At 73.9% G+C, this 20,910-nt stretch carries 21 protein-coding genes, 1 tRNA gene and 1 other RNA gene; 13 read left to right on the top strand and 10 right to left on the bottom strand.

Annotation, left to right across the window (positions count from 1 at the left end; genetic code table 11):
* The first annotated feature begins 108 nt into the window (after window positions 1-108).
* The gene (locus ACFV8H_RS38545) at window positions 109-906 is read left to right on the top strand and encodes a VOC family protein (RefSeq protein ID WP_375882555.1); all 798 of its coding nucleotides are present in this window, start codon (window positions 109-111) and stop codon (window positions 904-906) included.
* Entirely contained in the window at window positions 906-1,433 is a 528-nt protein-coding gene (locus ACFV8H_RS38540; RefSeq protein ID WP_380409044.1) for a DinB family protein, read from the top strand. Before ACFV8H_RS38545 ends, ACFV8H_RS38540 begins: the two co-directional genes overlap by 1 nt.
* Window positions 1,434-1,469: 36 nt before the next feature.
* On the opposite strand, the gene ACFV8H_RS38535 is transcribed toward ACFV8H_RS38540, so the two are convergent.
* A complete protein-coding gene (locus ACFV8H_RS38535; protein ID WP_380409043.1) occupies window positions 1,470-2,249 on the bottom strand; it encodes an ArsR/SmtB family transcription factor in 780 nt (259 codons plus the stop codon).
* A gap of 64 nt (window positions 2,250-2,313) precedes the next feature.
* On the opposite strand from ACFV8H_RS38535, the gene ACFV8H_RS38530 reads away from it, so the two are divergent.
* Both ACFV8H_RS38530 and ACFV8H_RS38525 read left to right on the top strand, forming a co-directional pair.
* Window positions 2,314-3,663: a hypothetical protein gene (locus ACFV8H_RS38530; protein ID WP_380409041.1), complete on the top strand. Its 1,350-nt coding sequence runs from the start codon at window positions 2,314-2,316 to the stop codon at window positions 3,661-3,663.
* On the top strand, window positions 3,660-4,451 hold the full coding sequence (locus ACFV8H_RS38525; protein ID WP_380409040.1) for an isocitrate lyase/phosphoenolpyruvate mutase family protein: 792 nt from the start codon (window positions 3,660-3,662) through the stop codon (window positions 4,449-4,451). The genes ACFV8H_RS38530 and ACFV8H_RS38525 overlap by 4 nt, the downstream gene beginning before the upstream one ends.
* A gap of 31 nt (window positions 4,452-4,482) precedes the next feature.
* Here the strand turns inward: ACFV8H_RS38525 and ACFV8H_RS38520 are convergent, their stop codons facing one another.
* On the bottom strand, window positions 4,483-5,259 hold the full coding sequence (locus ACFV8H_RS38520) for a TetR/AcrR family transcriptional regulator (protein ID WP_380409038.1): 777 nt from the start codon (window positions 5,257-5,259) through the stop codon (window positions 4,483-4,485).
* 276 nt (window positions 5,260-5,535) lie between these two features.
* Between ACFV8H_RS38520 and ACFV8H_RS38515 the strand changes: the two genes are divergently transcribed.
* The gene (locus ACFV8H_RS38515) at window positions 5,536-7,098 is read left to right on the top strand and encodes an MFS transporter (RefSeq protein WP_380409036.1); all 1,563 of its coding nucleotides are present in this window, start codon (window positions 5,536-5,538) and stop codon (window positions 7,096-7,098) included.
* A 110-nt stretch (window positions 7,099-7,208) separates the two neighbouring features.
* The gene (locus ACFV8H_RS38510; RefSeq protein WP_380409034.1) at window positions 7,209-7,916 is read left to right on the top strand and encodes a helix-turn-helix domain-containing protein; all 708 of its coding nucleotides are present in this window, start codon (window positions 7,209-7,211) and stop codon (window positions 7,914-7,916) included.
* A 49-nt stretch (window positions 7,917-7,965) separates the two neighbouring features.
* Here ACFV8H_RS38510 and ACFV8H_RS38505 read toward each other — a convergent pair whose 3' ends face one another.
* Window positions 7,966-8,373: a VOC family protein gene (locus ACFV8H_RS38505; protein WP_380409032.1), complete on the bottom strand. Its 408-nt coding sequence runs from the start codon at window positions 8,371-8,373 to the stop codon at window positions 7,966-7,968.
* 237 nt (window positions 8,374-8,610) lie between these two features.
* Here ACFV8H_RS38505 and ACFV8H_RS38500 point away from each other — a divergent pair, with 237 nt between their 5' ends.
* Window positions 8,611-9,552 carry a molybdopterin-dependent oxidoreductase gene (locus ACFV8H_RS38500; RefSeq protein WP_380409030.1) on the top strand — a complete coding sequence of 314 codons (942 nt, stop codon included), beginning with the start codon at window positions 8,611-8,613 and terminating at the stop codon, window positions 9,550-9,552.
* 48 nt (window positions 9,553-9,600) lie between these two features.
* Here the strand turns inward: ACFV8H_RS38500 and ACFV8H_RS38495 are convergent, their stop codons facing one another.
* Window positions 9,601-10,686, bottom strand: a complete 1,086-nt coding sequence (locus ACFV8H_RS38495) for an alpha/beta fold hydrolase (protein ID WP_380409028.1) — start codon at window positions 10,684-10,686, stop codon at window positions 9,601-9,603.
* 127 nt (window positions 10,687-10,813) lie between these two features.
* Between ACFV8H_RS38495 and ACFV8H_RS38490 the strand changes: the two genes are divergently transcribed.
* On the top strand, window positions 10,814-11,554 hold the full coding sequence (locus tag ACFV8H_RS38490; RefSeq protein WP_380409026.1) for a TetR/AcrR family transcriptional regulator: 741 nt from the start codon (window positions 10,814-10,816) through the stop codon (window positions 11,552-11,554).
* An 84-nt stretch (window positions 11,555-11,638) separates the two neighbouring features.
* Here ACFV8H_RS38490 and ACFV8H_RS38485 read toward each other — a convergent pair whose 3' ends face one another.
* The 3 genes from ACFV8H_RS38485 to ACFV8H_RS38475 form a co-directional block, all read right to left on the bottom strand.
* Window positions 11,639-12,775, bottom strand: coding sequence for a metallophosphoesterase (locus ACFV8H_RS38485; protein ID WP_380409024.1), 1,137 nt, complete (start codon window positions 12,773-12,775; stop codon window positions 11,639-11,641).
* Between the two features lie 493 nt (window positions 12,776-13,268).
* Entirely contained in the window at window positions 13,269-13,682 is a 414-nt protein-coding gene (locus ACFV8H_RS38480) for a MarR family winged helix-turn-helix transcriptional regulator (RefSeq protein ID WP_380409022.1), read from the bottom strand.
* Between the two features lie 18 nt (window positions 13,683-13,700).
* A complete protein-coding gene (locus ACFV8H_RS38475) occupies window positions 13,701-13,883 on the bottom strand; it encodes a hypothetical protein (RefSeq protein ID WP_380409020.1) in 183 nt (60 codons plus the stop codon).
* A gap of 105 nt (window positions 13,884-13,988) precedes the next feature.
* On the opposite strand from ACFV8H_RS38475, the gene ACFV8H_RS38470 reads away from it, so the two are divergent.
* The 3 genes from ACFV8H_RS38470 (at window position 13,989) to ACFV8H_RS38460 (ending at window position 16,365) form a co-directional block, all read left to right on the top strand.
* Window positions 13,989-14,513 (top strand): MarR family winged helix-turn-helix transcriptional regulator, encoded by a 525-nt coding sequence (locus ACFV8H_RS38470; protein ID WP_380409018.1) that lies wholly within the window; start codon window positions 13,989-13,991, stop codon window positions 14,511-14,513.
* Window positions 14,514-14,688: 175 nt separating this feature from the next.
* Window positions 14,689-15,903 (top strand): PP2C family protein-serine/threonine phosphatase, encoded by a 1,215-nt coding sequence (locus tag ACFV8H_RS38465; RefSeq protein ID WP_380409016.1) that lies wholly within the window; start codon window positions 14,689-14,691, stop codon window positions 15,901-15,903.
* 216 nt (window positions 15,904-16,119) lie between these two features.
* A complete protein-coding gene (locus ACFV8H_RS38460) occupies window positions 16,120-16,365 on the top strand; it encodes a hypothetical protein (RefSeq protein ID WP_380409014.1) in 246 nt (81 codons plus the stop codon).
* 47 nt (window positions 16,366-16,412) lie between these two features.
* On the opposite strand, the gene ACFV8H_RS38455 is transcribed toward ACFV8H_RS38460, so the two are convergent.
* The 3 genes from ACFV8H_RS38455 to ACFV8H_RS38445 all read right to left on the bottom strand — a co-directional run bounded on the left by ACFV8H_RS38455 (window position 16,413) and on the right by ACFV8H_RS38445 (window position 18,631).
* Window positions 16,413-16,997 (bottom strand): DUF5994 family protein, encoded by a 585-nt coding sequence (locus ACFV8H_RS38455; RefSeq protein WP_380409012.1) that lies wholly within the window; start codon window positions 16,995-16,997, stop codon window positions 16,413-16,415.
* A gap of 166 nt (window positions 16,998-17,163) precedes the next feature.
* On the bottom strand, window positions 17,164-18,432 hold the full coding sequence (locus ACFV8H_RS38450) for an ATP-binding protein (protein WP_380409010.1): 1,269 nt from the start codon (window positions 18,430-18,432) through the stop codon (window positions 17,164-17,166).
* Between the two features lie 114 nt (window positions 18,433-18,546).
* Window positions 18,547-18,631: transfer RNA gene (locus ACFV8H_RS38445), tRNA-Ser, on the bottom strand.
* Window positions 18,632-18,742: 111 nt separating this feature from the next.
* Between ACFV8H_RS38445 and ffs the strand changes: the two genes are divergently transcribed.
* Both ffs and ACFV8H_RS38435 read left to right on the top strand, forming a co-directional pair.
* An RNA gene (ffs, locus tag ACFV8H_RS38440) (signal recognition particle sRNA small type) lies at window positions 18,743-18,833 on the top strand.
* A gap of 100 nt (window positions 18,834-18,933) precedes the next feature.
* On the top strand, window positions 18,934-20,910 hold a 1,977-nt coding region (locus tag ACFV8H_RS38435), incomplete at its 3' end, for a DNA polymerase III subunit gamma and tau (protein WP_380409008.1).

Here is a 20,910-nt window from a genome sequence, read left to right as displayed (position 1 = left end):
CGCGCGGCCAGCCCGCGCGGGTGCGCCGCGTCGTGGCTAGGCTGGCGAGTCGGGGGCCGTGCGCGCCTTCCGGCGCGCGCCCGCACCGTCGTACACGAGGGCTGAGAGATGGCAGTGCTACCTGAGGGCACACCCTGCTGGGCCGACGCGATGTTCACCGACCTGGAGGGCGCCAAGGCCTTCTACGGGGACGTCCTCGGCTGGACCTTCGGCGAGAGCTCGTCGGAGTACGGCAACTACACCCAGGCCTATTCGGACGGCAAGGCGGTGGCCGCGATCGTGCCGCCGATGCCCGGCCAGCAGGCGCAGTCCGCCTGGTGCCTGTACCTCGCCTCGCCGGACGCCGCCGCCACCGCCGAGCGGATCCGCACCAACGGCGGCGAGGTGGTGATGGGGCCGATGCAGGTCGGCGACTTCGGCACCATGGTGATCGCCAAGGACCCGGGCGGGGTCGTGTTCGGGGTCTGGCAGGGCGGCACCCACGAGGGCTTCGAGAAGCAGGACGCGCCCGGCGCGTACGCCTGGGCCGAGCTCGTCACCCGCGAGCCCGGGAAGGCCGACGCCTTCTTCCCGGCCGTCTTCCCGTACGGCGTGCGGAAGATGGACTCCGAGCAGTTCGACTACCGGATGTTCCTGGTCGGCGGCCGGCCGGTGCTGGGCCGGATGGGCGCGGAGGGCGACTTCCTGCCGCCCGAGGCGCCCTCGTACGTGAGCGTCTACTTCGCCGTGGACGACACCGACGCCGCGATCGGACGGCTGACGGCGCGCGGCGGCAAGGTGTACTTCGGCCCGATGGACAGCCCGTTCGGGCGGTTCGCAGCGGTCGGCGACCAGCAGGGTGCGGCCTTCGGGCTGATCGACCTGGGCCGCACGGTGGGGGACCAGCCGCCGACGGTGGACGTCTGATGGGCGAGCGCGAGGACCTCGTCGAGACCCTGGACAAGCACCGCGGCCTGCTGCGCCGCACCGCCCGGGACCTCACCGACGAGGAGGCGGCGCGGCGCACCACCGCCAGCGAGCTCTGCCTGGGCGGCCTGATCAAGCACGTGGCGGCGGTGGAGGCGCGCTGGGCGCGGTTCATCACCGGCGGGGCGGAGGCGATGCGCGGTGGGGACGGCGGCTCCGGTGGGCACGGTGGCTCCGGTGCCGGGGGCGGCGACGAGTGGGCGGCGCAGTTCCGGATGGCCGAGGGCGAGAGCCTGGCCGGGCTGCTCGCCGGGTACGAGGCGGTGGCGCGCGGCACGGACGAGCTGGTCCGGAGCCTGCCCGACCTCGACCACGGCCACCCGCTGCCGTCGGCGCCCTGGTTCGAGCCGGGGGCGAGCTGGTCGGCCCGGCGGGTGCTGCTGCACCTGATCGCGGAGACCGCGCAGCACGCCGGGCACGCGGACATCATCCGGGAGTCGCTGGACGGGGCGAAGTCGATGGGGTGAGCGGGCGGCCCCCCACACCTCGGCTCACACCTCGGCTCACACCTCGACGCCGAGCAGCTCGCGCAGCGCCCGGCCGCCGTCCGGGGTGACCCGCAGGGCCCGGCCGGAGCCGATCCGCTCGACCCAGGCGCGGTCCAGCGCGGTGCGGCAGAGCGCCGCGCCGAGCGCGCCGCCCAGGTGGCTGCGGCGCTCCGTCCAGTCCAGGCAGCTGCGCACCACCGGGCGCCCGCCCGGGCGGCCGGCCCGGGCCGGCAGGTCGATCCGCTGGGCGGCCAGCCAGGCGTGGCCGCGCTCGGTGACGGCGAGCCCGGCGCGGTCGCTGACCAGGCCGCGGTCGATCAGGGCCTCGGCGACGGCCACGCCGAGGCGCCCGGCCAGGTGGTCGTAGCAGGTGCGGGCGCGGGCCTCGGCGCTCTGCCGGGTGGCCTCGCGGAGGGTGCGGGGTGCCGGTCCGGTCCGGCGGGCGGGCTCGCCGGGACTCCCGTCGGCCGTACCCCCGGCGGGCTCCGGGCCGGTCTCGGCGAAGACGGTGAGGTCCTCGATCAGGGTCGCGACGGCGGGCGAGGCCAGCCGGACGTACCGGTGCCGCCCCTGGCGTTCCTCGCTCAGCAGGCCGCCCGCGATCAGCCGGGACAGGTGCTCGCTGGCCGTGGACGGCGCGACCCCGGCCGCCCGGGCCAGCTCGCCCGCCGTCCAGGCGCGGCCGTCCAGCAGGGTGGAGCAGAAGGCGGCGCGGGTGGGGTCGGCGAGCAGCGCGGCGAGGGCGGCGAGCGGGGAGCCGCGGTGGTCCACCGGCGTGCGTTCGTGGTCGGGCATGCCTCCATGGTCGGCCCGGCACGGTTCGGCCGGGGCCGAAACGACTCGGGGCCACGATGACGGCATGAACGAAGTGATCTTCGCCCGCTACGAGGACGTGACCGCGGCCCTGGCCGACCCGGCGCTGGTCCCGCCGCCCGCGACGCCCGGCCGGTACGGCACGGTGGCCTGGCTGCGGTCCACCGTCGCCCGGTTCAGCGCGGGCGAGCCGCACGCCCGCCGCCGGGCGCTCGTCCTCGCCGACCTGGCCCGGCTGGACCCGGGCCGGCTGCGGATCCTGGCCGCGGGCGGCTACGAACCGGACGTACGGCTGCGGGTGGTGCGGGTGCTGGCGACGGCGCTGGGGCTGGCCGGGCCGGAGGCCGTCGCGCGGGACGTGAAGGCGGTCGCCCGGGTGTACTTCGACCCGGCGCCGGACGGCTCGGCGGCGGACGGCTCGGAGGCGGACGACTCGGAGACGAACGACCCGGCGCCGGACGGCTCGGAGGCGGACGCGGCGGTGGCCCGGCTGCTGCCCGCGATGGGCGACGCCGACGCGGAGACGGCGGCGAACCGGATCGGCCTGCTGGTGCAGGCCTGCGAGGCCACCGCGGCCCTGGTCGAGCACGCCCGGCGCGGCGGCGGGGTACCGGACCTGGCCGCGGTGCTGCGGGAGGACCCGCCGGTCCGGGCGATGCGCCGGTTCGCCGCGCGGGCGACCGTGGTCGGCGGGGTCGCCGTGCCGGCCGGGGCGCAGGTGCTGCTCGACCTGGACGCCGCCCGGGAGCCCGGCCGGGAGCCGCTGGCCTTCGGTGCCGAGCCCCGGCTCTGCCCGGGCCGCGCGCACGCCCTGGTGATCGCCGAGGGCATCCTGTTCGGCGCCTCCGACCCGGCGGACGGCTCGGTGCCGCCCGCCGGGGAGCAGCCCGGCCCGGCCGACCCGGCCGAGCTGATCCCGGCGGCGGTCCGGCACGTGCTCGCCCTGGCGGACACCTGGACGGCCTGGGACGGCCGACCGGTGGTCAACGCCGACGGCCGGACGTACACCCCGCACAAGGTGGTGCGCCGGGTCGCCGACCACCTGCTCGACCACCTGGCCGAGGTGGAGGCCCGGCTGGCCGGCGAACCGACCGCGCCCGACCACTGGCACGCCTCCCTGGTCACCACCCCGGCCGACCTGGCGCCGTTCACCGCCGCCGACCTGGACGAGGCCCGCAGCCGGCTCACCCGGCTCGGCGCGATCTGGGCCCACCGGGTCGCCGCGCTGCCGGAGCGGCAGCTCGACGACTCGCCGGGGACGGGCTGGAGCATCCGGCGGATCGTCCGTCACCTCGCCGAGGCCGCCGCCTACTACGCGGACTCGCTGGGCCCCATCGGCCCGGTCGGAGCCGCTCCGGCCGGACCCGTCACCACGACCGAGGAGCAGACCCGATGACCACCTCCGACCCGATGACCGCCTTCGCGGCCCTGCACCACCGCCCGGGCCGCCCGCTGCTGCTCCCGAACGCCTGGGACCATGCCTCGGCCGCCGCCCTGGCCGCCGCCGGCCACCCCGCGATCGGCACCACCAGCCTGGGCGTGGCGGCCGCTGCCGGACTGCCCGACGGTGCCGCCGCCACCCGCGCGGAGACCGTCCGGCTGGCCCGCCGGCTGGGCCGCGACGACTACCTGCTGAGCGTCGACGTGGAGTCCGGATTCAGTGACGACCCGGCCGAAGTGGCCGCGCTGGCCGTGGAGTTGGCGGGCTTCGGAGCGGTCGGCATCAACCTGGAGGACGGCCGGCCGGACGGCACCCTGGCGCCGGTCGAGCTCCATGCGGCCAAGGTCGCCGCGGTGAAGGCCGCCGTGCCGGAGCTGTTCGTGAACGCCCGCACCGACACCTACTGGTGCGGCCACGACGAGCCGGAGCCGGAGACCGTACGACGGCTGGACGCGTACCGACGGGCGGGCGCGGACGGCGTGTTCGTGCCCGGGCTGAGCGAGCCGGCGGTGATCGCCGAGCTGGTCGGACGGCTGTCCGTCCCGCTCAACGTCCTCTGGACGCCGACCGGTCCGAGCCTCGCCGAGCTGGCCGGGCTCGGGGTGGCCCGGGTCAGCACGGGCGGGCTGCTGTACCGCGCGGCGCTGGCGGCGGCGGTGGCGACGGCCGCCGCGGTGGCCTCGGGCGGGCCGGTCGGTCCGCTGCCCGGCTACGCCGAGGTCCAGGCGCTGAGCGGGAGTTGACGACCTGCCGACGGGGTGCGGCGGCGCGGGCTCAGGTCCTGGACCGCCGCGCCTCGACGCCGTCCAGGATCATGGTGAGGCCGCGGAGGAAGTTGCTGTCCCGGCCCTCGTCGATCTCGTCCGGCACCTGGGTGGTGTACAGCCGGTGCAGTCGCGGATGGTCCTTGGTGGCCTCGACGACGGCGGGCATCATCTGCTTCATGAACTCCTGCTCGCTCTGGCCGCTCCTGGTCAGGGCGCTCAGCCAGGCGGCCTCCACGCAGGCGGTGCCGATGGTGTAGCCCATGGCCACGCTCATCATGTCGTTGGCCTCGGCGAACTCGAAGCCGGCCGTCTCCGCCACGGCGAGCAGGGCCTCGGAGAGCCGCATCCAGTTGGGGCCGAGGTAGATCATTCCGACGTCGCCGATCACCGAGACCATCCACGGGTGGCGCGTGATGGTCGCGCGCATGGCCTCGCAGCTCTCGACGACGGTCGCGCGCCAGACCTCGGGGTCCTCGGCGCCGGTGGCCCGGGGCAGCGGGAGTTCGCCGAAGACCTGGTCGACGACCAGGGCGAGCAGCTCCTCCTTGTTGGCGACGTGGGTGTAGAGGGAGGTCGCGCCGGCGTTGAGCCGGGCGCCGAGCTTGCGCATGCTCAGCGCCTCGATGCCGTCGGAATCCAGCAGGGCGAAGGCCTCGGCGACGATCTGCTCGCGGCTGAGGGCCGGCTGGGTGCGCCGCTTCTGCGGGCGGTTCCACGGCGAGGCGAGGCCGGGCTGGGCTTCGGTCCGGTGCTCCGGTGCGGTGTCCTCCGACGTGGCCGTCATCAGGCCCTCCATTCCACGTGCCCCCTGGTCGGGTGCGGTCCGTCCAGCATAGGCCCCGGCGCCGAACACCGTACGGTCCTGCGAACGCTGTGCGGTGGGCGCACAGCGTACGGCCTTGCGCACAGTGTTCGGTCTCCGTACAGTGTTCGGCGTAGCGCACACCGTTCGGTCGGGGACGGCGGACGGTGTGCGCCACGGGGACTTCCGCGCGGCTGCCGCCGACGCGAGGACGTGCGCAGGGCTGCGGCCGACGCGCCGAACCGAAGGGGGAACGCGGTGGATCGTCACCCGCGTCGCTGGCTCATCCTGGTCGTGCTCTGCCTCAGCAGCCTGGTGCTGGTGATCGACAACATGGTGCTCACGGTGTCCATCCCGCCGATCGCGGAGGACCTCGGGGCCGGGGCGCAGGACATCCAGTGGATCATCGATTCGTACATCCTGGTCTTCGCCGGCCTACTGCTGACCTCGGGCAGCCTGTCCGACCGGTTCGGGCGACGAAAAGTGATGATCATCGGACTGGTGCTGTTCGGCGCCGCCTCCCTGGTCGCCTCCGTCGCCTCCAGCCCCGGTGAACTGATCGCCGGCCGGGTGCTGATGGGCGTCGGCGGGGCCCTCGTGATGCCGAGCACGCTCTCCATCCTGATCACCGTCTTCGACGACGCGGAGCGGCCCAAGGCGATCGCCGCCTGGACCGCGGTGGCCATGATCGGCCTGGTCGGCGGCCCGGTGCTGGGCGGCGTGCTGATCGCCCACTTCTGGTGGGGCGCGGTGTTCCTGCTCAACGTGCCGGTGGCGGCGGTGGCCGTCGTCGCGGCGATCGTCCTGATGCCCGAGTCCAAGGGCCCCTGGCGCAGGACCGACCTGCCCGGCATGGTGCTCTCGATGGTCGGCATGACGGCGCTGGTCTGGTCGATCATCGTCCTCCCGAAGGACGGCTTCGCCCACGTCAACACCCTCGGCCCGCTGGCCGTCGCGATCGCCGCACTGGTCGGCTTCGGCATCCGCCAGGTCCGCACCGATTCGCCGATGGTCCCGCTCAAGCTGTTCCGCAACCGGGTCTTCACCGGCGCCAGCTTCTCCCTCGTCCTGCTCACCTTCGCCACCGGCGGCCTGATGCTGGTGCTCACCCAGTACCTGCAGTTCGTGCTGGAGTTCTCGCCCACCGACACCGGTCTGGCCTTCATCCCGCTGGCTGTCGCCTCGCTCGCCTTCAACGTGATCGGCGCCGCGATCGGCAAGAAGGTCCCCGCGCGGGTGGTGACCTCGATCGGCATGGTGGTCATCGCGGGCGGCTTCGGCCTGCTGGCCACCCTCTCGGTCGGCGACGGCTTCCCCAAGGTCGCCCTCGCCATGCTGGTCCTCGGCGTCGGCTCCGGCCTCGGCATGCCGGCCGCCGCCAACGCGCTGATGGGGGCCATCCCCGGCGAGCACGCCGGTGTCGGCTCCGCGCTCAACGACACCATCCAGCAGTCCGGAGCCGCCCTGGGCGTGGCCATCCTCGGCACCGTGCTCTCCAGCACCTACACCGGCGCCATGCCCGCCGCCGCCCCCGCCGCGGCCCGGCACGGCATCACCGACGCCCTCGCCCTCTCCGCCGACAGCGGCGACGGCGCCCTGGCCCGGGTCGCCCGGGAGGCCTTCAACACCGCCACCTCCACCACCTTCACGGTCGGCGGGATCGCGGCCCTGGTCGCGGCGGCGCTCACCCTGGTGCTGATGCGCGGCGGGCCGGCGGGCGGGGCGGGGCCGGCGGCTGCGGAGGGCACCGAGGCTCCGGAGGGCGTTGAGGCTTCGGAAGGTGCCGCGGCCGAGGCGGCGGTCGCCGAGGTGGCGGCCTGACCGTCCCGCCCTTGGGCCTCAGGCACCCCGAAGGCCCCGACCGGTTCGCCGGTCGGGGCCTTCGGGCGTTCCGGAACGCGGTGCCGGTGCGGCGCGCGTAGCCTTCGAACATGCCCACCGACTACGCGGAACGCGCGTCCAGGCTGCCCGGGGCGGTGCTGTGGACGAAGGGCCCGAGCGTGGGCGCCGGCGGCGGTGGCCTGGTGCTGCCGGACGGCTGCATGGACCTGCTCTGGACCGAGGGCCGACTGCTGGTCGCCGGACCGGACACCCGGGCGTTCCGGCCCGGCCCCGAACTGCCCGGCCCGTGGGCCGGCGTCCGCTTCCGGCCCGGCACCGGGCCCCTGCTGCTCGGCGTACCGGCCTCCGAACTACGCGACCGTCGGGCCGAGTTGGCGGACCTGCTGCCCGGCCCCGAGGTGCGCCGGCTGACCGAGCGGATCGCCGCCGCCCCCGACCCGGCCGCAGCCCTGGAGGAACTGGCGTTGCACCTGGCCGCCGCGGCCCGGCCCGAGGACCCGCTGGTACGGGCGGTGGCCGGCGCGCTCGCGGCCGGGCGCAGCGTCGCGGCGACCGCCGAGGCGGTCGGGCTCGGCGCCCGGCAGCTGCACCGCCGCTCACTGGCCGCCTTCGGCTACGGTCCCAAGACACTGGCCCGGATCCTGCGGCTGCAGCGCGCCCTGCGGCTGGCCCGCGCGGGCGTCCCGCTCGCCGACACGGCGGCCCGGACGGGCTACGCCGACCAGGCTCACCTGTCGCGCGACGTACGGGAGTTGGCGGGGGTCCGGGTGACGGACCTGCTGTCGGGCGGGCCGTAGTCCGGATCCCCGGACGGGCCTCGGACGGGCGTCGGAGCGGGCCCTGCCGTCAGCCCTGGAGCGCCGCGAGCAGGTCGACCCCGTTGCCGTCCGGGTCGCGCAGCGAGGCGTAGCGCTGGCCCCAGAAGGCGTCCCAGGGCTTGAGTTCGCCCTGGTACCCGGCCTCGGTCAGCTCCTGGTACACCGCGTCCACGTGCGCCGGGCTCTGGCAGCGGAAGGCCAGGGCGGCCCGGGCGCCGCCGGCCGGCGGCTGCCAGTCCGGGTGGAAGGAGCGGATGGTCGATTCGGCGTCCAGGACCAGGAGCAGCCCACCGGGCAGCTCGGCCTCGACGTGCGGCTCCTGCTCGGAGCCCTCGGGGAAGACCAGTCCCAGCCGCCGGTAGAAGGCGACGGAGGCGGCCATGTCGGAAACGGCCAGGCCGATGAAGGCGAACCGTGGTGCGGATGTGCTGTCCATGGCTCCGACGGTAGGCGGCCTGCGGGGGCGGGGTCTTGAAGGAATCGGACGTCCCCGTTCCGTCCCCTCGGGCCCTGCCCCTGTTCCCGTCCCCTCGTCCCCTCGCCTCCTTGCCTCCTCGGCCCCTCGACCCCTGCCGAACGGCACCCCTGACCTGGGGGCCTGCGTGGCTCGTTGTCAGTCGCTCCTTGTACCGTCGATCCCGGGAACAGTGATATCAGTACGGGGGAATGACGCATGTTCAGGACCGATCCGGAGACGCCCGACGCCTACCGCACCCCGGTCGAGGAGGTCTTCATCCGCAACCACCTCGGCCGGCGACCGGAGCTCGACGCCGACAGCTGGTCGCTCACCGTCGAAGGCCTGGTGGAACGGCCCCTGCGGCTGGACTTCCAGGCCCTCCGGGGGCTGCCGCAGACCAGGTTCACCGCCGTCCACGAGTGCTTCGGCAATCCGCTGCACCCGACCGTGCCGACCAGGGCCGTGACCAACCTGGACTGGGAGGGCGTCCCGCTCGTCGAGGTGCTGGCGCTGGCCGGCCCGCTCCCGGAGGCCCGGCACGTCTGGCTGGAGGGCGCCGACCGGGGCGACTTCGCGGGGGAGAGCGATGTGAGCTTCCTCAAGGACCTCCCGCTGGAGCAGGCCCGCACCGAGGTGGTCCTCGCACACCGGATGAACGGCGAACCGCTGGCCCCCGACCACGGGCACCCGGTGCGCGCGGTGGCGCCGCGGATGTTCGGCACCAACTCGGTCAAGTGGCTGACCAGGATCGTGCTGGCCGCCGAACGCGCCGAGCACCTCTTCACCACCCGCCTGTACACCCGGGTCCTGCCGGGGGAGAGCGAGGTCCGGCCGGTCCGCGAGAAGGACGTCTGCAGCAAGCTGCTCAGCCTCAAGGACGGCTCCACCGTCCCCGCCGGGGTCCGTGAACTGGCGGGCTACGCCTGGAGTTCCACCGAGGTGACGGCCGTCGAGGTCGCGGTGGACGACGCCGACTGGCAGCCCGCCGAGCTGGACGGGCGCGGCCCGGACCCGAGTTGGCAGCGGTTCCGGCTCCGGCACGACCTCGCCCCGGGGGCGCACCGGATCCGCTGCCGGGCCACCGACTCCGTGGGGCGGGTGCAGCCGCTCACCGGTGACCGGAACGCCGTCCACGAGATAGCCGTCGTGGCGGTGTGACGCCTGCCGGCCTCTCCGCCTCTCCGCTGTGACACCCGTCGGCCGGATTCAGCGGCTGACGGGGTCGGCGGTGATCGCCGGGCGGACCTTGGTCAGCATCAGCTGGAGGAACCGGTCGGGGTGGCGGAAGCTCGCGAAGTGGCTGGCGTCGTCGATCAGCGCGAAGTCCTTGACCGGCGCGGTCACGTCGTCGAAGAAGCGGCGGGCCGGCGCGGGCGGGGTGAGGACGTCGTCGGCGCCCTGGAAGACGAAGAACGGGATGCGGAAGTCGGTGCCCTCGGCCCGCTCGTCGAAGGTCGCGGCCTCCAGCTGGAGCTGCTCGGAGAACTCCATGGCCTTCATGTACGACCGCAGCCCGCGCAGGGTGTGCAGCGGTGAGAACCAGAGCGAGCGCATCACCACGGTCTTCATGGTGTCGTAGGAGAGCGGGTCGCTGGTGAGGACCAGCTTGTTGTACTCGGCGACGTCCTTGGTGGTCCACCGGGTGCGGTCGGCGCCCATGGCCAGGGCGGTGGCCAGTTCCTTCTCCTTCTTCCGGCCCGCCGCGCGCAGCCGGGCGACGAGGGCGTCGTAGGCGGTGCGCTCCCGGCCGCCGTCGATGATGTTCTGGTCGGTGCCGACGTAACCGGAGTACAGCTCCGGGTGGTTGCGGGCCAGCCGTAGGCCGAGGACGGTGCCGAAGGAGTTGGCGACCAGCAGCAGCCGGTCGACCCCGAGCCGGGTGCGCAGGTGCTCGGTGACCTCCAGGGCGTCGCGGTACAGCTGCGGGTAGCTGAGTTCGCCCTGCCCCTCCGGGCCGCCGGCGGCGAAGGTGAAGCCGGCGCCGCGCATGTCCCAGCGGACGATCGTGAAGTGCTTCTCCCAGCCGTGGGTGCGGGGGAGGAAGACCAGGTTGGAGGCGCCGGGGCCGCCGAGGATCTCCAGGATCACCGGGTTGCGGCGGTCCTCGCCACGGACGGAGACCCACTGGTCGATGCCGCCGATCCGGACGAAGCCGGACTCCTCGATGCCGTTCGGCGCGGTGATCCGCAGCTTCTTGGCGAGCGCCGCGCGCTTGAGCTGCCGGTAGCCCAGCAGTCCGGCGACGGGAGTGGCGAGGGCGGCGGTGGTGGCGGTGGCGATGGTGGCAAGCATGGTGTATCCCCAAAACTGTTTACCGCGTCAGCAGATGTGTTTAAGGTATATACAGTTCTGGGTGCTGTCAACGGGCGCCGCCCGGACATGGCACGGACGTCGCACTGGATTCGAGGAGGAGACCGGGATGGCCAAGGAGAAGGCGCGCGATCTGCGCGCGGGCGTCGCACTGCTGTGGGGCGAGCAGGAGCAGCCCACCCGCGGGCCCAAGCCCAGCCTGACCCCCCAGCGCATCGCGGCCGCCGCCGTGGTGATCGCCGACGCCGAGGGGTTGGACGCGGTCTCCATGAGCAAGGTCGGCGCCGAGTTCGGCGTCTCGGCCATGGCGCTCTACCGCTACGTGCCCGGCAAGGCCGAACTGGTCGAGCTGATGGTCGAGTCCGTGCTCGCCGGGGCCCCCGACCTGTCAGCCGTCGGCGACGGCTGGCGGGAGCGCATCACCGAGTGGGCCCGCCGCTCCGCCGCGATCCACCGCGCCCACCCGTGGCTGCTGGCCGCCACCGCCATGCGCCGCCAACTGATGGGCCCCCACCAGCTCGGCTGGCTCGACGCGGCCCTCGCCACCCTGGAGCCCTCCGGCCTGAGCGCCGCCGAGCAGCACCGGGTCTTCGTCCTGGTCGCCGGCCTGGTCCGCACCCTCGTCCAGCAGGACCTCGACTTCGACGAGCAGCACAGCCGGGAGTGGAGCCGCCTCACCAACGAACTCCTGGAGCGCCACGCCGACCGCTTCCCCACCCTCACCCGGGCCATCGCCGCCGGCGCCTTCGCCCCCGACCCCGTCGACCCCCTGGAGTTCGGCCTCGCCCGCATCCTCGACGGCGTCCAACTCCTCCTCGACCGCCCCACCGACCCCACCCGGCCCGCCTGACCCAGGCCCGCCCTCGGCCCGGGGGCGGTTGCCGTCTGGGCGCGCTCCCGCCGGGGTCCCGCCGGGGTCCCGCCGTCGGGGCCGCTACCGGTCGGCGGGGGCGTCGCCCGTGCGGAGGGTGAGGACGGTGATCTCGCTCGGGGCGAAGATCCGGAAGGGCGGGCCCCAGAAGCCGGTGCCACGGCTGGTGTAGAGCCTGGTCCGCTGCCCGTGCAGGCTCAGGCCGTGCACCACGGGCTGGTCGATCCGGACGAGGAAGTTGAACGGCCAGATCTGGCCGCCGTGGGTGTGTCCGGAGATCTGCAGGTCGATGCCGGCGGCCGCGGCCTGCGGGACGTACTTGGGCTGGTGGGCGACGAGCAGGACGGGCAGGTCCGGGTCCGCCCCCGCGAGGGCGCCGGCCAGGTCGGTGCGGTGCCCGGCCAGGCCGGAGGACTCCGCGGTGACGTCGTCCACGCCGGCCAGCACCAGGGTGTCCCCGCCGCGCTCCACCAGCACGTGGCGGTTGTGCAGGGGTTCCCAGCCGAGGTCCGCCATGCGGTCCAGCCAGCCCTGGGCCTCCCCGCCGTACTCGTGGTTGCCCGTGACGTAGACCTTGGCCAGCCGGGCCCGGACGGTGCCGAGCGGCGCGGACTGCTCGCGGCGCTGGGCGGGGGTGCCGTCGGCGATGTCCCCGGCGTGGACGATCACGTCCGGGTCGAGCGCGTTGACCGCCTCGGTGACCCGCGCCGACCAGTCCGCCCGGTCGATCGGCCCGTAGTGGGTGTCGGCCAGCACCACGACCCTGGTCCCGTCCAGCCCGCCGCCGAGCCGCGGCAGGTGGACATCCAGCCGCTTCACCCGGGGCACCCGCATCGCCTCGTGGTGCCCCCAGGCCAGCAGCCCGGCCGAGACCGCGGCTACCGCCGCGGCCACCGTCCTGGCCCGGTCGGCGCCGCCGACGTCGAGCCCGCCCAGCACGAGGTTCACCAGGCCGCCCAGCACCGACCAGGTGAACAGGACCCACATCACCCCGAGGCTGGTGTCCCCGAGGCGCGCCGCCCGGTCGTTCCGCCGCGATCCGTGGCCCGCGACCATCAGGAACGGGAACGACACCAGCCAGAGGGCGAACACCGCCGTGCCCGCCACGACCACCGGCAGCGGCCAGCCGGCCCCGGACCCGAGGAGCGTCCACCAGGGCGGCAGGCACAGCACCAGCAGGACGAACACCAGAACGGCCACCCGCCGAACCACCGACCGCCGACCCGACCCCCGCCGCTCCGACCCCGCCTCCGCCCCGCCGCCCGGCCGTACGGCAGCCGCGACGGCCCCGCCATCCGTCCCGACCTCTGCTCCCGACCCGCCGGATCCGCTGTCAGCCACTGCATTGCCCCTCACATCTGGCCCCCTGCCCCTCCCCATCATCCGCCACCCGCCGCACCACGAGCCCCGGCCGGTCCAGCCCCCGGAGCCCCTCGCCGCCGACCCGGCCGACGAATCGCCGGCGCACCGAGGCGAGGAGACGATGCGGCTCTGGGACAGCGACGTGGACCGACGGATGTTTCGCCGGTTGTCCGGGAGTATCCGCAGGCCTCTTGACCAGCGGTGGGGCGGCGCATCTGATGAGGCGCGTACGTGGCCGGACGGGGGCGAATGCCACCAGAACTGCAGCCAGGGCCGGATCGGGCACCCTGGCGATTCGGCCACCGACGACGAAGCTGCGGCTCGGGTGGAGTCATCGTCCTGCTCCGCCCTCCAGGTTGTGCGTCATCCGTTCCAGGACGGTGACGGCGATCCGGTACTCCTCGTGAGTGATCCCGGCCGTCGACAGCTCGCGGAAGGCGTCGACGCGTTCGGCGGCCTCGGCGAGGCGGAGGCGGCCATCGTCGGTCAGAGCGAGGCGGCCCGGCTCCGGGCGGGCGGCCCAGCCGTTGGCGATGGCGGTCTCGACGGCGCCGGTCAGGGCGGCGGCATCGGCGTTGGCGGCCAGGACGGTCAGCACGTCGGTGTCGGTGGCCTGCGGGTCGTCCCCGACGACGTTGAGGACCTGCCAGGCGAGTCGGGTGAGGCCGAACTCGGCCAGCATGGAGTTCATGTAGGTGCTGAGGGCCTTGTCGGCGCGGTTGAGCCAGTAGCCGATGGGCTTCATGCGGTGCTCCTGGGTGGATCAGTGCCGGGTGAAGGCTGGGGCGTGCTCGCGGGCCCACTGCCGGTACGTGCGGGCGGGGCGGCCGAGGAGGGTTCCGGTGGGGTCGGCGCTGGCGGCGCGGACGGTGAGTCCGGCGGAGTGCAGGCGGCCGATGACGGCCTGGCCGACCTGGCCGCAGGCACCGGTGATGAGGGTGGTCATGGGAGGCTCCGTTCACTGCTCAACAATATATGCATGCTTCCATGCACATGTTTGTGAGTCAACACATACATTCATGGAGTCATCCATGTCTGTACGATGGGGGCCATGACGAAGCGCGAGCCGAAGACGGCGGACGAGCTGCTGGACGCCGTGGGCCCGGCCTTCGGGAAGCTGCGACGCTCCTCGCTCCTGGAGGTCGAGGACCCGATCTCCCAGAAGGACCTCAGTCGCACGCTGGTGCTCAGAATCGTCCTGGAGGCCGAGCAGAACACGCCGGAGAACGGACCGGCCGGGCAGTCCGGCGCCGGCGAGATCACCGTCGGCGCGGTCGCGCGGCACCTGGGCGTGGACCCGTCGGTGGCCAGCCGCATGGTCACCGACTGCATCTCGGCCGGCTATCTGACCCGTACCGCCTCCCAGCAGGACGGCCGTCGTACCGTCCTCCAACTGAGCCCCGACGGCCGTGAGTTGATGGCCCGCTTTGGCCGCCACCAGCGCTCGGCCTTCGAGTGCATCACCGCCGACTGGACCGAGCAGGAGCGCCTGGAGTTCGCCCGCCTCATGCTCAAGTACGTCGACTCCCAGGACGCCCTGCGCCACCGACTCCCCGGTGAGGGCGCTCCGCGCTGAGCCGACCCGGGGGTCGTACCGGCGGGCGACCGGGAGCGCAACGCACGGCCGTCGGGCGTAATGGAAGGACCAGCCCCGGCGAACCGTGCTGAGGTGCCGGGGGGATCGGGCCGGTACCGAGTGTCGAGTGCCGAGTCCGAGGGCCGTGGCCGGAGGAGGACGGCGGTGAGCGAGGATGCGCGGTGAGCGGTCGTCCGGCGCGGCGGGGCCGGACGGGCTGGACGGCCCTGAGGGGCGTGGCGAACGTCTGCTGGGCGCCCTGCTCGATCGGGCCCATGAGCTGCCGCCCCAGCTGATCGCCCCGCTGGTCGCCGACGTGGTGCGCGGGTTCGGCGGCCGTGACCCGGCGCTCCTGTTGCAGGACTACGGCCAGCTGGTGCTGGTGCCGCTGCTCGGGCGGGGTCTGGCGGCTGGGGAGCCGGTGCCGATCGACGGTTCCCCCGCGGGTGCGGCCTTCCTGGGCGGTGTCCCCGTCGAGGAACGGCGGGCCGACGGGGTGCGGGTGTACCTGCCGTTGCTGGACGGCGGTGACGAGGCGGGGGTGCTGGCCCTCACGCTGGATGCCGTCGACGACGAGGACCGGCGGTCCTTGCGGCGCCTCGCCGCCCTGGTCGCCGATCTGCTGATCACCAAGAGCGGCTACACCGACCGGATCTTCCAGGCCCGGCGTCTCGAACCGATGAGCGTGGCCGCCGAGATCCAGTGGTCGCTGCTGCCGCCGCTGTCGATGACCGTCCACCGGGTCGCCGTGGCCGGCATCCTCGAACCCGCCTACCAGGTTGCCGGTGACAGCTTCGACTACGCGCTCAACGACGACCTCCTGCACGTGGCCACGATCGACGCCATGGGCCACGGGCTCGACGCCGCGACCATGGCGACCGTCGCCATCGGCGCGTACCGGCACGCCCGGCGTGCCGACATCGGGCTGGCCGAGATCTACGCGTTCATGGACCGGGCCATCGCCGAACAGTTCGGTCCGGACCACTTCGTCACCGCTCAGATGATGCGACTGGACACCCTGACCGGCCACCTGCAGTGGGTCAACGCCGGCCATCCCCAGCCGCTGCTGATCCGCGACCACGTCGTCGTCGAGCGGCTGGAGAGCGAGACCACCCTGCCGGTCGGCTTCGGCGGCGAGGAGCCGGTGATCAGCGAGCGGGCACTGCGGCACGGTGACCGGGTCCTGTGCTTCACCGACGGCCTGGTCGAGGAGCGCGAGCCCGGCGGGGAGCAGTTCGGGGAGGAGCAGCTCATCGACTGGGTCAACCGCGTCGAGCGCTCGCAGGCCGGGGTGCGGGCCGTGGTGCGCGCGCTCTCCCATGTCCTGAAGGCGAAGCGGGGCGGGCGCACGAGCGACGACGCGACCCTGTTCCTGATCGAGTGGCGCTGAGCGGCGCCCCTGCGCCCCTGCGCCGGGGCCCGGGCCGGTGCCCTGCACGGGCTCTCCCGACCGGCCGGGCCGGTGCGGTGCGGCCGGAGTACCGTGGGTGGTCGGTGCCGGTTCCGGCAGGTCGCGAAGCCGGGGACGGTCCTGTCGCGTCCGGAGGCCGAACGGCGGGCCCCACGTCGTCGGGCCCTCGGGTAGACAGGAAGGCGGGTCGGAGAGATGTCCGTCTACGTGAAACTCTCGGCCGAGACCCGGGCACCGGCGGAGCCCTCGAAGGGGCCGCTGGACATGCAGTACGAGGACGGTGCGGACGGCGTCACCTTCGAGTACGACCTGCATCCGAGCGGTGCGCTGCGCGTCCTGCGGGTCTTCGAGGACACGCCCTACCGGATCGAGGTCTGTTTCGGCCCCGGGGCGTGGCTCCAGGTCGCGGGGAGCTACCTGCGAAGCGGCGCCGAGTACTGACGGGCCGCCGAGTGCCGAGTACTGACGGGCCGCCGAGTACCGACGGGCTATGCGGGCACCGGCCAGGAGGCGGCCCGGCTTCGGGCGACTTCCGCCCGTCTACCGGCCTCACCGGCGCCGTCGGAGGGGGCGACGGCCGACGGCAGGAAGTCGGAGGGGAAGGGGGAAGCGGGAGCCTGCGGCCCCGCCGTGCCGCCACCCGTCCGCGTGGCCGGCGGGTCGCTCCCGGCCATGGTGTCGGTGGGCCGGGCGGCTTCGGCCAGCAGCCGGGCGGCGTCGACGGCGTCCGTCTCCGGCGGGACGACCAGCAGGTTCAGCCGGAGCGGGGCGTACGAGAACACCGCGATCGTGTGCTCGTCCTGTTCGGTGGTGAACCAGCCCGCGTGGACGGTGTGCCCGGTGACCGGGATCCGTCGGGGGATGACGGGCCACTGCGCGGGGTTCAGGGTGATCCGGGTAAGTCGGCCCCACCTCGCGTCGAGTTCGGCTGCCAGGGCCGGGAGTTCGACGAGAAGGTCACGTGAACGGGGCCACCAGGCTCCGTCCAGGCGGCTTGGCCGCGCCCCACCGGGCCTGAGGGAGAGCCGTGCGGTGGGATCCGGGGCGGTGGGCGTCGTCGCACGATCGAGCATCGTGGTCATGATCGAGAACCCGTCTCCGGGCCCGACCCGCGAGGTCGGGCCCGGCATTGCCGTTCGGCCGGAGACGACGCCAGTATCCGGTGCCGGCATGCGAAGTGCCTTCGGTGACATCCAGGTTACTCTCGCCCGGGCCCGGACCACGTACGGGCGGCCCCGCTCAGACCCGCCCGTAGCGGACCGCCTGGTCGGCGAACTCCCGGGCCATCTCCTCGGAAACGGTCGGACGGGTGCGGTGGATGGCGTCCAGGTAGTCCTGGGTGCCGGGTTGGGTCCGTTCCCCCGTGTCGAGGGTGCGTTCGAAGGTGTTCTGGGCGACCGCCATGGCGACCTGCCTGATGTCGGCGGGGGTGAAGCCCTCGCTGGCCTCGGCGAGGGCCGCCGTGTCGGCGGCGGTGCCCGTCTTCGCGGTGTAGCCGGCCCACAGCGCCTCGCGGGCCGTGGAGTCGGGTGGCCCGACCGGCAGGACGTAGTCGAACCGGCCGTGGCGCAGGAACGCCGGGTCCAGGGCGGCCACCGAGTTGGTGGCGCAGACGAGGAGCCGGCCGTCGCGGTCACGGAACCGCACGATCGACTTGAGGAGTTCGTTGACCACGCCGACCGACGCGGGGGCGGCGAGGCTGCGCGTACCGGCGATCTCCTCGACCTCGTCGATGAACAGCAGCACGTGGTCGAGCTGCGCCACTTCCTCGAAGCGGCGGCCGAGTCCGGTGGCCAGCCCGTCCTCGGACGTGAGCCGGGAGGGGAAGAGCTCGATGAACGGCCAGCCGAGCCGACCGGCCACGGCCTTGGCGAACGTGCTCTTGCCCGTGCCCGGCGGGCCGAACAGCACGACCGCGCGGGGCGGTTCCACTCCGTGGGCGTCCGCCAGCTCGGGGTTCGCCAGGGGCAGTACCAGCCGCCGTTCGATGAGCCGCTTCTCGTCGGCCATGCCCGTGAGCCGATCCCAGAGGCGGGCTTCGGGCATGACCGCACCCAGCATCGCGAGGACCGTCGGGCCCTGGGCGCTGACGACCTCCGACTTCTCGAAGTACGTCAGCCCCCGGTGGGGGTGGAAGCCGGAGTTGACCAGTGCGGTGGCGCCGGTCTCCTCCTCGGGCAGCACCGCGGCGACGATCCTGGCCCCGGCGTCCCGCAGGCGGTGCTCCAGCGCGGACAGCAGGGCGGTGCCGATGCCCAGGTTCCGCCAGCCGGGGTGCAGGGCGATGCGCAGCACCCATGCCCGGTCCCCGTCCACCCGGCCCACCGCCGCGCCCACGAGACGTCCGCCGGCCACCACGACGACGCTCGGATCACGTGCCTGCAACGCGGAGACCACATCGGAGAGGCGGAAGACGGCGGCGCGGTCGGTGGTGGCACTCTCCGCGTCGAGCCGGACCACCGCTTCGAGGTCGTCCGGTGTGAAGTCCCGGACATGCCATACAGCCATGTGCCGCCTCGAACGTCGCGTGCCCCTGGACTTCCATCATGGGCCGACCGCGGCCGCACCACCACGGAAACGACGAAGGCCCGGACCGTCGAAACGGTCCGGGCCTTCTGCCGGCGGAGGATACGAGATTCGAACTCGTGAGGGATTGCTCCCAACACGCTTTCCAAGCGTGCGCCCTAGGCCTCTAGGCGAATCCTCCGTGGGAGAGCTTAGTACATGTTTCGGGGTGCTCGCGACCAGCTGTCCCGCAGGCTGAGGGGTGGGGGTGGCCTGTGGATCGTCGGGGCCGGGATCCGGTACTGTGGGGCTCAGCCCCTCGTGTGGCGTCATCTCTCTGAACCCCCCCAGGGCCGGAAGGCAGCAAGGGTAGGAGGGCTCTGGCGGGTGCACGAGGGGTCTTTGCGTTCCCGGGGGCGTGTGGGCCGTGTGGGCCGTGGGGAGAGCGGGGGCCGGGGTGAAGGGGCGACGCGTTTGTCCGTCCGTCCCGATATCGTCGGGGGTGTGTCCCTAGCCCTGTACCGCCGCTACCGCCCCGAGACCTTCGCGGAGGTCATCGGGCAGGAGCACGTGACCGCTCCGCTCCAGCAGGCCCTGCGTAACAACAGGGTCAACCACGCGTACCTGTTCAGCGGGCCGCGCGGCTGTGGCAAGACGACGAGCGCGCGCATCCTGGCCCGTTGCCTGAACTGCGAACAGGGGCCGACGCCGACGCCCTGCGGGGAGTGCCAGTCCTGTCGGGACCTCGCGACCGGTGGGCCCGGCTCGATCGACGTGATCGAGATCGACGCCGCCTCGCACGGTGGTGTGGACGACGCGCGCGAGCTGCGCGAGCGGGCCTTCTTCGCGCCGGTGCACAGCCGGTACAAGATCTTCATCCTGGACGAGGCGCACATGGTGACCTCGGCCGGGTTCAACGCGCTGCTCAAGGTGGTCGAGGAGCCGCCGGAGCACCTCAAGTTCATCTTCGCGACCACCGAGCCGGAGAAGGTGATCGGGACGATCCGGTCCCGCACCCACCACTACCCGTTCCGGTTGGTCCCGCCCGGCACCCTGCGCGACTACCTGGCGGAGGTCTGCGGCCGCGAGGGCATCCAGGTCGAGGACTCGGTGTTCCCGCTGGTCGTACGGGCCGGCGCGGGCTCGGTGCGTGACTCGATGTCGGTGATGGACCAGCTGCTGGCCGGTGCCGCCGAGGGCGGCGTGACGTACCAGATGGCGACGTCGCTGCTCGGGTACACCGACTCGGCGCTGCTGGACGAGGTGGTGGACGCCTTCGCCGCGCAGGACGGCGCGACGGTGTTCCAGGTCATCGACCGGGTGGTCGAGGGCGGGCACGACCCGCGCCGCTTCGTCACCGACCTGCTGGAGCGGCTGCGCGACCTGGTGATCCTCGCCACCGTGCCGGAGGCCGGGGAGAAGGGGCTGATCGACGCCCCGGCGGACCGGGTCGCGGTGATGCAGGCGCAGGCGGACGCCTTCGGCGCGGCCGAGCTGAGCCGGGCCGCGGACATCGTCAACACCGGGCTGACCGAGATGCGCGGAAATGCGGCGCCCCGGCTCCAGCTGGAGCTGATCTGCGCCCGGGTGATGCTGCCGGGCGCGTACAGCGACGAGCTGTCGTTGCAGGCGCGGCTGGACAAGCTGGAGCGCCGGGCCGCGGCGGGCGGCTTCGCCGCACCGGCCGGGACGGCGCCGATGACCGGGATGGCGCCGATGGCGCCGATGGCGGCCCCCGTGGCCGTTGCGCCGGCGGCGCCGGCGGCACCGGCGGTCCCCCAGGCTGCCCCGCCGGTGGAGGTGCCCGCTCCGGTGCCCGCGCCCGTCGTGGCGGCCCACGCCCCCGCGCAGGCCCCGGCGCCCCCGGCCCCGGCCGGGCCCGCTCCGGGCGCCTGGCCGATCGCGCGCAGCTTCCCGCCCGCCGGTGGCGCACCGGCCCCCGCTGCTGCTGCCGCCCCCGTGCCGCAGCCGCAGGCCGCCCCGCAGCCCGCGCCGACCCCGTCCCCGGTCCAGCCGACCCCGGCCCCCGCCGCTGCTGCGACTGCCGCCGCGCCCGGCGGTCAGCCGTCCGCGGCCGCGCAGCAGGGTGCCGGGCAGGTCCGGCAGCTGTGGCCGCAGATCCTGGAGGCGGTGAAGAACCGCCGCCGCTTCACCTGGATCCTGCTCAGCCAGAACGGCCAGGTGGCCGGGTTCGACGGCAGCGTGCTCCAGGTCTCGTTCATCAACGCCGGTGCCCGGGACAGCTTCGTCGGCAGCAACAGCGACGACGTGCTGCGCCAGGCGCTGTCGGACGCGCTGGGCGTGGACTGGCGGATCGAGTGCATCGTCGACCCGTCCGGTGGCACGGGTGCCCCGGCGACGGCCCCGGCCCCGGCCGGCGGCGGCTGGGGAGCCCCGGCCCGTCCGGCGGCCGCCGCGCCGCCGGTGGCGGCTCCCGCCCCGGCGCCTGCCGCGGTGCAGGCCCCGCCGCAGGCGCAGGCC

It is taken from the genome of Kitasatospora sp. NPDC059827 (assembly GCF_042731675.1).
Lineage (GTDB): Bacteria > Actinomycetota > Actinomycetes > Streptomycetales > Streptomycetaceae > Kitasatospora.
Note: the sequence above shows the minus strand (reverse complement) of the source record. Positions and strands in the feature narration are given on the sequence as shown.